This window comes from Mesorhizobium sp. M8A.F.Ca.ET.021.01.1.1 (assembly GCF_003998025.1).
Lineage (GTDB): Bacteria > Pseudomonadota > Alphaproteobacteria > Rhizobiales > Rhizobiaceae > Mesorhizobium.
On record NZ_RZSJ01000244.1, the window covers coordinates 1 to 8,415 of the forward strand.

At 64.3% G+C, this 8,415-nt stretch carries 9 protein-coding genes and 1 pseudogene; 9 read left to right on the plus strand and 1 reads right to left on the minus strand.

The window, feature by feature from the left end; translation table 11 throughout:
• From EOA36_RS19180 to EOA36_RS19210, 8 genes and pseudogenes are all read left to right on the plus strand, one after another.
• Positions 1 to 731: pseudogene (locus tag EOA36_RS19180) on the plus strand (formyl transferase); the annotation flags it as partial.
• Between the two features lie 99 nt (positions 732 to 830).
• Positions 831 to 2,039, plus strand: a complete 1,209-nt coding sequence (locus EOA36_RS19185) for an NAD(P)/FAD-dependent oxidoreductase (RefSeq protein WP_189553271.1) — start codon at positions 831 to 833, stop codon at positions 2,037 to 2,039.
• 218 nt (positions 2,040 to 2,257) lie between these two features.
• Entirely contained in the window at positions 2,258 to 2,461 is a 204-nt protein-coding gene (locus EOA36_RS19190; protein ID WP_127278965.1) for a hypothetical protein, read from the plus strand.
• Between the two features lie 66 nt (positions 2,462 to 2,527).
• Entirely contained in the window at positions 2,528 to 2,722 is a 195-nt protein-coding gene (locus EOA36_RS19195) for a hypothetical protein (RefSeq protein ID WP_127278966.1), read from the plus strand.
• Between the two features lie 389 nt (positions 2,723 to 3,111).
• The gene (locus EOA36_RS19200) at positions 3,112 to 4,143 is read left to right on the plus strand and encodes a hydroxyacid dehydrogenase (RefSeq protein ID WP_127278967.1); all 1,032 of its coding nucleotides are present in this window, start codon (positions 3,112 to 3,114) and stop codon (positions 4,141 to 4,143) included.
• Between the two features lie 318 nt (positions 4,144 to 4,461).
• A complete protein-coding gene (locus EOA36_RS37330; protein WP_189343711.1) occupies positions 4,462 to 4,551 on the plus strand; it encodes a putative RiPP precursor in 90 nt (29 codons plus the stop codon).
• 386 nt (positions 4,552 to 4,937) lie between these two features.
• A complete protein-coding gene (locus tag EOA36_RS19205; RefSeq protein WP_127278968.1) occupies positions 4,938 to 5,672 on the plus strand; it encodes a helix-turn-helix transcriptional regulator in 735 nt (244 codons plus the stop codon).
• Positions 5,673 to 5,720: 48 nt separating this feature from the next.
• Positions 5,721 to 6,386: a GntR family transcriptional regulator gene (locus tag EOA36_RS19210; protein ID WP_127278969.1), complete on the plus strand. Its 666-nt coding sequence runs from the start codon at positions 5,721 to 5,723 to the stop codon at positions 6,384 to 6,386.
• Between the two features lie 46 nt (positions 6,387 to 6,432).
• Here the strand turns inward: EOA36_RS19210 and EOA36_RS19215 are convergent, their stop codons facing one another.
• Positions 6,433 to 7,434, minus strand: coding sequence for an NADP-dependent oxidoreductase (locus EOA36_RS19215; RefSeq protein ID WP_127278970.1), 1,002 nt, complete (start codon positions 7,432 to 7,434; stop codon positions 6,433 to 6,435).
• Positions 7,435 to 7,586: 152 nt separating this feature from the next.
• Between EOA36_RS19215 and EOA36_RS19220 the strand changes: the two genes are divergently transcribed.
• Positions 7,587 to 8,174, plus strand: coding sequence for a TetR/AcrR family transcriptional regulator (locus EOA36_RS19220; RefSeq protein WP_127278971.1), 588 nt, complete (start codon positions 7,587 to 7,589; stop codon positions 8,172 to 8,174).
• Positions 8,175 to 8,415: the final 241 nt, after the last annotated feature.

Here is an 8,415-nt window from a genome sequence, read left to right on the forward strand (position 1 = left end):
ACCGGGGACAGGTGACCCTGTTCGTCGAGGATTATATCCACCGTCTGGGCCGCGCCATCATCTCGGCGGTGCCGTTCGGCCCGTCGGGGCCGATCGGCCGCCCGGAGCCGGTGCTCGACCTGCCCTACCACCTGTCCTACCCCTTCGTCTTCGAGCGTAACGGCGAGGTCTGGATGGTGCCCGAAAGCTGCGCCAACCGCACGGTCGATCTCTACCGCGCCACCGCCTTCCCCGGTGGATGGGTGAAGGAGGCGACGCTGCTGTCCGATATCGTCGCCAGCGACGCCACCCTGGTCGAGCATGGCGGCTCGTGGTGGCTGTTCGCCACCGTCCGGGACGGTGAAGGCACCGCGAGGGACGGTGGCGGCGCGTTCTCCGATGAACTGCATCTGTGGTCGGCGCCGGACTTTCGCGGTCCCTGGACGCCGCATCCCAAAAATCCGGTGCTGATCGACATCGCCTCGGCGCGGCCGGCCGGACGCATGGTGGAACGCGATGGCCAGTTGCTGCGCCCGGTGCAGGACTGCCGCAGGAGCTACGGCGGCGCCCTTGGCATCGCACGCGTCACTCACCTTGATTTGAACGGCATGGACCAGCTTGTCGAGACCATCTTAACTCCTGGCGCGCTATGGAGTGGACGCAAGCTGCACACGCTCAACGAGGCGGGCGGCCTGGAATTCATCGATGGCTCGGCGATCGCGCCGCGCTGGAAACAGAAGAGGCGGCCGTAGTTAACCTAAACGTTTGTTGCTACCAGCCACCCGCGCTGGTTGCTTGAGGTTGATCAGGGTCCGGAAGATATATTCCACCACAGATTGTGGAGACAGAAGATGACGAGCATGAAGGGCAGCGAGATGACCACCGTCGAGGCTGTCCCGGCCGAAGTCGACGTGGCGATCGTTGGCGCCGGAATGGCGGGCACGACCCTGGCAATGGTTCTGGGAAAGTCCGGGCGCAAGGTAGCGCTGATCGACCCGCACCGCGTCCATCACGACGAGTTCAGGGCCGAGAAGATCGGCATGGATCAGATGCGGCTCTTCGCGAGGCTCGATCTCGAAGAGACGGTCATGCGCCACGTCACCTCGGTGACCGACGTCCACGTCTTTCGCCTGGGCCAGCTGTTCGCCCGCGAGCAGAAGTGGGAATACACATTTTCCTACGGCTCGATGATCAACGGCCTGCGCGACGCGCTGCCGCGCGAAGTGCCGATCACGGTCGGCAAGGTCGCCGAGGTCTCGACCGGGCCGGACCGGCAGCGCCTGGTGCTGGCCGACGGCAGGGTCATCAATTCCCGCCTGCTGGTGGTGGCCACCGGTTACAGCGAAGCGGTGCGGCGCGCCATCGGCGTCGAGCGCGTCGAGCTGTCGAAGGCGCATTCGCTCTCGATGGGCTTCGACCTCGCCATTCCGCGGGACGAATGCGCCTTCCCGGCCGTCACCTGCTACGGCAAGCGGGCGGCGGACCGCGTTGCCTATCTCACCGTTTTTCCGCTCGGCGACAAGATGCGGGCCAACATGTTCGTCTATCACACCGTGGCCGACCAATGGACGAGGGATTTCCGGTCCGATCCGCAGAAGATGCTTTGCGAGTTGATGCCCGAAATATCGGCGCAATGCGGCAACTTCGCTGTCGCGAGTCCCGTCGAGGTCCGGCAGGTCAATCTGACCACGACGCAGGGCCATCGCCGCGATGGGGTCGTCTTCATTGGCGACGCGTTCTGTACGACATGCCCGACACCCGGCGTCGGCATCGGGCGGGTCATGGTCGACGTCGAGCGCCTCTCCTCAGTCCACATCCCCGCCTGGCTCGAAACACCAGGCATGGCGGCCGACAAGATCGCCACCTTCTATGACGACCCGGTCAAGGTGGCCTCCGACGAGACCGGCATGCGTGTGAGCGTCTACGCCAAGCATATCACCACCGAACCCGGCCTGGAATGGCGCGCGCGGCGCCTGCGCAACAACACGGCACGCCGGCTGATGATCATTGGCCGCAAGGTGCGCCATTTGGGATTGCGGCGCGAGCCGGGGCTGGCCTGAGGGGCTTCCCACCCTTCATCGCCATCGAAGGCACTTCCCTGGTGCTATCCGGGGGACAGCGCCTCTTCCGTCCTCCCTCCCCGCGAGAGGAGGAAGCAGAAGGAAAGCGCCGGAGCGCTTCTCCAGCACAACGACATAGCGCTGAAAAAAGCAGATCCAACGCCGTTCAGTCGGAACCAGCGGCGCGCCGACAGGTTATGCCCGCAGGAGATCCTGTCATGGTCAAGAATATCGACCGCGCGTTGCAGGATGCTATTCTGGCGATGCGCATTCTTCGCAAATCCATCATTGATCATGGGCACATGGAAGCCATGGCCGAATTCGACGGCTTGATGAGCGTGACCATATCCGAGGCGGAGCGCGAACTGACCCGCTGGCAGGCCGGTCATCGCGCCGAGCGGTCAGGCCAGGCAAAATCCTGACGCGATCGCTCGCGGCCGGCATCCGGCGGAACCTTGCCGCACACGGTTGGTTTCAGGGAATGTGACATGCCGCCGGAGAGCGAAGTGGCCCGATTGGTAGACAAGCAAAAGCTTGAGAGAGCGGATCGCGAGTCGCGGATCATCCTCGACGCCGAGCGGCAGGCCCGCGACGCAAAGACCGCCCGCCTTCGCAAGCAGCGGCTGTCCGCCGAGCCAAGCGGCGAGCAACAGAAGCCCGCACCGCCAAAGCGGCGCGGGTGACGGCGTGTTCTTGCCGCAAAAGCAAAAGGCGCGATCGACCGATCGCGCCTTTGTTTCGGCAGGCGAATGCCTTCAGGCTCGCCCGGCGGTTCCAGTCATTGCGGCGGCGGCAAATTTGAAGGTCCAGCGACCGCGGTGACGGCCGAAAGCCGTTCACGCTTTTGCCAGGTTGGCTTCTCATATTTCTTCATTTGCTATTGCCCCTTTGTTGAATAGCGCAGAGAAGACCGGCTTCGCCGCGAATGTCAATTGCGTCAGGACGGCTGTCGCGATTTTGAGCGAAACGTTCCTGCACCGAGTAAATCGGTCTGCCGTGCTTTTAAATCCGCTGGTCCGGGATAGATTTAGGACCGAGAAAGCGCCACAAGCCGCTTCGGGAGGATCTTGCCATGTCAGACATCGCCTTGCCGCTGGTCATCAGCGCGCCCGAGCCGCGCACGCTCGAGCTGATCTTCACGCCGCCGCAGCTGGCGCGGCTCAGGGCGCATTACCGCATCGTCGAGACGACGCCGGACGGCGTGGCGCGACTGCCGGCCGGGGTGCTGGCCGAGGCCCGCTACATCGTCGGCCAGCCGCCGATCTCGCCGCAGACGCTTGAAGCGATGCGGGCGCTGCGCTGTGTCTTCAACGTCGAGAGCAATCTCCTCGACAACATGCCCTATGAAACGCTGTTTTCGCGCGGCATCCATGTCGTCACGACGGGCCTGGTTTTCGCCGAGCCGGTGGCGGAGCTGGGCCTGGCCATGGCGCTCAACCTTGCCCGCGGCATCGTCGACGCCGACCTCGCTTTCCGCCAGGGGCAGGAGCTGTGGGGCGGCGACGGCAACCGGACCGCGCGGCTGCTTTCGGGCGCCGATGTCGGCATCATCGGCTTCGGCGACCTCGGCCGCGCGCTCAACCGCCTGCTGTCGGGCTTCCGCACCCGCACCAAGGTGTTCGACCCCTGGCTGCCGCCATCGATCCTGAGGGAAAATGGCGTCGAGCCGGCTGCGCTGGACGAGGTGCTGTCGCAAAGCGACTTCGTCTTCGTCGTTGCCTCGGTGACCTCCGAAAACCAGGGATTTCTCGGCGCCGATGCTTTCGCCAGGATGCGCAAGGGCGCCGCCTTCATCCTGCTCAGCCGTGCCGGCGTCGTCGATTTCCCCGCCTTGATGGCTGCGGTGAAGAGCGGCCACATCCTTGCCGCCAGCGACGTCTTTCCCGAAGAGCCGCTGGCGGGCGACCATCCGGTGCGCACGCTCCCTGGCTTCCTGCGCTCCGCCCACCGTGCCGGCGCCCTCGACATCGCCTTCAAGCGCATGGGCGACATGGTGCTGGAAGACATGGACCTGATCGACCGCGGCCTGCCGCCGCTGCGCTCCAAACGCGCCGAGCGCGAGACGGTGTCGAGGATGCGCTCGAAGCCGTCCGACAGGAACTAGGCCCGGCCGTATCCCCATGCCGGGACGCGACGGCCAGGCACGAGATAATCGCTGGGATTGTCGGCTTCGCGTCTGTTATGCGTGATTTTGGCATCAGCAAGAGCTAAAACATCGACGATGCATGCTCCCTGGAGGTGAAACGTTTTGACTTCGCCCTTCCTTCGCGTCAGATCCAACGGGCAAGCCTAGGCAAAGGGAAGCGAAAATGAAGAAAAGCTATGCCAAGCCGACACTTCTGAAGCGCCAGAAACTGTCCACGGTCACCGCGGTTTCCTGTCTTTCACCGTGCAAGGCCGCTTGAATCGAGGGGATAGGGCCATGAAGAAAACCTACGCCAAGCCGACGCTCTTGAAGCGCGAGAAACTGTCGGCGGTTACCGCGGGTATCTGCACCTCGATTTGTATCTGAATCGAAGGCCTGAAACCTGAGGGATATGCGAGGTCTCGCGTCCTGGCGCGAGACGACTTCGACGATCCGCAAGGCCCGAGAGCCGTTTCCCCTGAGTTGCCAGGCTGAGTTGCCAGGCTGAGTTGCCGGGCCTCCTGTTGTGATGGAACGATCGCGCCGCCGGCAGGTTTTGCAAATGGCCGGGCGGTAAGAAGCCCGGCGTACTCCAGAAGGCCCGTCACGAGTCGCGTCGGTGGCGGGCCTTTCCATGTCGGCCCGCAAGCAGCGATTTTTGCAGCGACATTGGCCGAAGGTCCCCTTTCGCGCCCGAGCGATGTTGTGCGAGATTGGCGCAATATCAGCAATTGCTTGAATAATGGTCCGGACGTCTTCGGGGGGACGGTGTCGTGCCAATTCGCAGGAATCTTGCCACGAATCTCAAACGGCTGGTCAGCGGCCACGCGTCGGTGAGCGCCGTCTGCCGCGGATTGAACATGAACCGCTCGCAGTTCGAGCGCTACCTGCAAGGCAAGAGCTTGCCCAACAGGGCCACGGCGAGGCTGATCTGCGATTATTTCCGCATCGACGAGGATGAATTGTACCGCGCGCCGGAAGCCGAGGCGCAGCGATTTGTCAGTCTGTCGCCGATACATGAAACGCTTTACGCCAACATGGTGCGCGGCCCCTGCCCCGCCATCGCCGGCGGCACCTACTTCGCGGTTCCCGGCCGCCCGGATCTGTTGATGCGGTCGGTCACCTTCGTGCGGCGCCAGGCGGAGCTGGTGACGTTCCGGCGTGTGACCCGGTGGGCCGAGGGCAATCGCCAGGGCGGCGCACGCGCGCCCGGCTGGCACTATGGCGTGGCGATCTCACGCCTGAACTGGATCTATTTCGCCGCCATCAACCGCCGCCAGACCGGCGAGCCGTCGATTGTGGCCGTGCAATGGGCGCCCTTCTCCGAGCCGGTCCTGGTCGGCCAGGCCTTCGTCCTGACCGGAGCGGGGCCGGCCTGTCTGCCGGTCATCATGCGCCAGCAAGTCGGCAGGATCAGCCTGCGGCAGGCGATGCGGATGTCCGGCGTCGTCAGCCTCGACGACCCGCGCCTCGACCCGCTTGTGGCCAGCCTCGCGCGCGAAGGCTAGAGTGGTCGCGGCCAATGATGATTTGGCCGGGCCAACGAGAGAGTCGCGATGCTCAACACGGTCGACTATGGCGGCAAGGAAGCCGATATCGTGCACGCGCTGGAGGAAGACATCATCTTCGGCCGGCTCGCGCCCGGCACGCGCCTGGTCGAGGACGTGCTGCTTGCCCGCTTCCCGGTCTCGCGCCACACCATCCGCCAGGCCCTCTACCAGCTGGAAAGGCTCGGCGTCGCCACGCGCGAGCGCAACAAGGGCGCCATGGTGCGCCGGCTCGCGCCCGAGGAGGTCCGCCAGATCTACGAGGTACGCGAGATGCTGCAGCGCCATGCCGCGCTGATGATCCGCCTGCCGGCGAGCGACGCGCTGATCGCGGAATTGACCGAGATCCACCACGTCTACAGCGGCCATGTCGACGCCGGCTACCTCAGGGGCATCCACGAGGCCAATGACCGTTTCCATCTCACCATGTTCTCGGCCTGCGGCAATGCCTATCTGGTGTCGTCGATCGAGCACTATATGCGCCTCAGCCTGCCGGTGCGGGCGAATTCCCTGGCCGACCGGGACAAGCTCGACATCTCGCGCCAGCACCATCTGATGATGATCGAGGCGCTGAAACGCAGCGACAATTGGGTCTTGGCGCAGCTCTGCGTCGACCACCTGCAGCCGAGCAAGGCGTTCTACCTCCAGGAGATCGAGACCGGGCCGGCGCTCTAGCGAACCGGGCATCGCAGCGAATTGGGTCGTGCGGCTCCCGGCCGTCCTACCGGACCTTCACGACCACCTTGCCCTTGGCACGTCCCGTTTCGACATAGGCCAAGGCCTCGTTGGTCTGTTCGAACGCAAAGGTCCGGTCCATGACCGGGCGTATGATGCCGGTTTCGATGAGCGACGTGATCCGGCTCAGCTGGTCGCCCTGCGCCCACATGAACAGGAAGGAATAGTCGACACCGGCGCATTTGGCCCTGCGGCGTATGCCGAGGCTGAGCAACCACACCACCAGCTTCAGCACTATGTTCAGGCCTTGCTTCCTGGCGAACCCGGGATCCGGCGGACCGGAGATGGAAATCAGCTTCCCGCCCGGCTTCAGCACGCGCAGCGATTTCTCGAGCGTCTTGGCATCCTGGCTGTTCACGACGACGTCATAGCCCTGCAGGACCTTCTCGAAATCGTCCTTCCGGTAGTCGACGACGACATCGGCGCCGAGCCTTTTCACCAGGTCCGTGCTCGCCACGCCCGCCGTTGTGGCAACCGTCGCGCCGAGGTGCTTCGCCAGTTGGATGGCAAACGTGCCAACCCCGCCGGAGCCAGCCTGGATGAAGACCTTTTGGCCTTTCCTCAGCCGTGCCCTTTCGACCAGCACCTGCCAGGCGGTCAGGCCGACCAGCGGAATGGAGGCCGCCTCCTCCATGCTGAGGTTTTTTGGCTTCAGGGCCACGTCGGCCTCATCCAAGGCGATGAGTTCGGCGAATGTCCCGATCCGGCCGTCGCGCGGCCGTGCATAGACTTCGTCGCCGGCTTTGAACTTGCGGACCTTCGATCCGGCCCGCACGACGATGCCGGCCACGTCGTGGCCCAGGATGAAGGGCGGCCGATAAGGCACTATGAGTTTGAACTCCCCGTCCCGGAGCTTGGAATCCAGAAGGTTCACGCCGGCGGCGTGGACCTCGACCAGCACATCATTGTCCCGCAGTTCGGGTTCCGGCATGTCGGCGAGCCGCAGCGCGCCCTTCTTCTGATATTTGTCGACGACAAAGGCTTTCATCGTACTGGCTCTCTCGCGATTGCGGTCTTGCCGGAATGCGTTTTCATTTTGATGCTCCAGAACCCGTCGGGGCTAGCTTTCTTCCGTCGATTGAATTATGTTCGTAATATCAGATTATGGTCATAATGCAATAGAGCATGGAAAGGAAAGACATGCGTTACGAAAAGGGCCGGAAGGACGCATCGCGCGGCCGGATCATGGAGGTCGCCACGCAACGGTTCCGGAGCGACGGCATCGCCGCCTCCGGACTGGCAAGCATCATGAGCGACGCCGGACTGACCAACGGCGCCTTCTATCCTCACTTTCCCTCCAAGGCGGCACTTGTTCGCGAATGCGTGGCGGCGGCGCTGGAGGGCCAGTCAGGCCAGATCGCCGGGGTGTTGGCCTCCGGCGGCCTGGCGACGGCCATAGATGCCTATCTGTCGGCGCAGCACCGCGACAGTCCGGGCATGGGTTGCGCTTCCGCCGCCCTGTTGCCGGAAATCGCGCGGGAGCAGCCGGAAACGCGACAGCTCTACACCGAACGCCTGATGACTTTGGTGCGGCAGGTGTCGGCCGCTCTCCCGCCGCATGCAAGCGATCCGGAGGCTGTGGCATTCGGCATCTTCGCGACGCTCATCGGCGCGCTTCAACTAGCCCGCGCGGTGGAGGGCGCGGAGTTGTCGGATCGCATCCTGGCGGCCGGGGCGGATGCGGCCCGGTCACTGGCGCAGCCGCGCGGAAGCGACGCTGCGCCGTAGAGGATTGGACGGCAGACCTCCCGCTGGGCCGGGGCTGCCGGGCCGGAGCCGGCCGAGGCCAATGCAACCATGGCTGCAAAAACAGGCATGGAACGCTGAAACTTTCCGGCGGCCGTCCTCGTTGCTGCGCGATCGCCTCGCGGGCGATGACAAGACCCTCCACTCAATGCCCCGCCGGCTCGCCGGCGGGGTTTTTTGCGCCGCCGAACGGCCATGTCCGGGGCCTCCGGAACCATCCACC

Coding starts and splice junctions, on each gene's coding strand:
- EOA36_RS19215 (WP_127278970.1), bottom strand. CDS start 7,434: ATGAAAGCCTTTGTCGTCGACAAATATCAGAAGAAGGGCGCGCTGCGG.
- EOA36_RS19190 (WP_127278965.1), top strand. CDS start 2,258: ATGGTCAAGAATATCGACCGCGCGTTGCAGGATGCTATTCTGGCGATG.
- EOA36_RS37330 (WP_189343711.1), top strand. CDS start 4,462: ATGAAGAAAACCTACGCCAAGCCGACGCTCTTGAAGCGCGAGAAACTG.
- EOA36_RS19195 (WP_127278966.1), top strand. CDS start 2,528: ATGCCGCCGGAGAGCGAAGTGGCCCGATTGGTAGACAAGCAAAAGCTT.
- EOA36_RS19210 (WP_127278969.1), top strand. CDS start 5,721: ATGCTCAACACGGTCGACTATGGCGGCAAGGAAGCCGATATCGTGCAC.
- EOA36_RS19185 (WP_189553271.1), top strand. CDS start 831: ATGACGAGCATGAAGGGCAGCGAGATGACCACCGTCGAGGCTGTCCCG.
- EOA36_RS19220 (WP_127278971.1), top strand. CDS start 7,587: ATGCGTTACGAAAAGGGCCGGAAGGACGCATCGCGCGGCCGGATCATG.
- EOA36_RS19200 (WP_127278967.1), top strand. CDS start 3,112: ATGTCAGACATCGCCTTGCCGCTGGTCATCAGCGCGCCCGAGCCGCGC.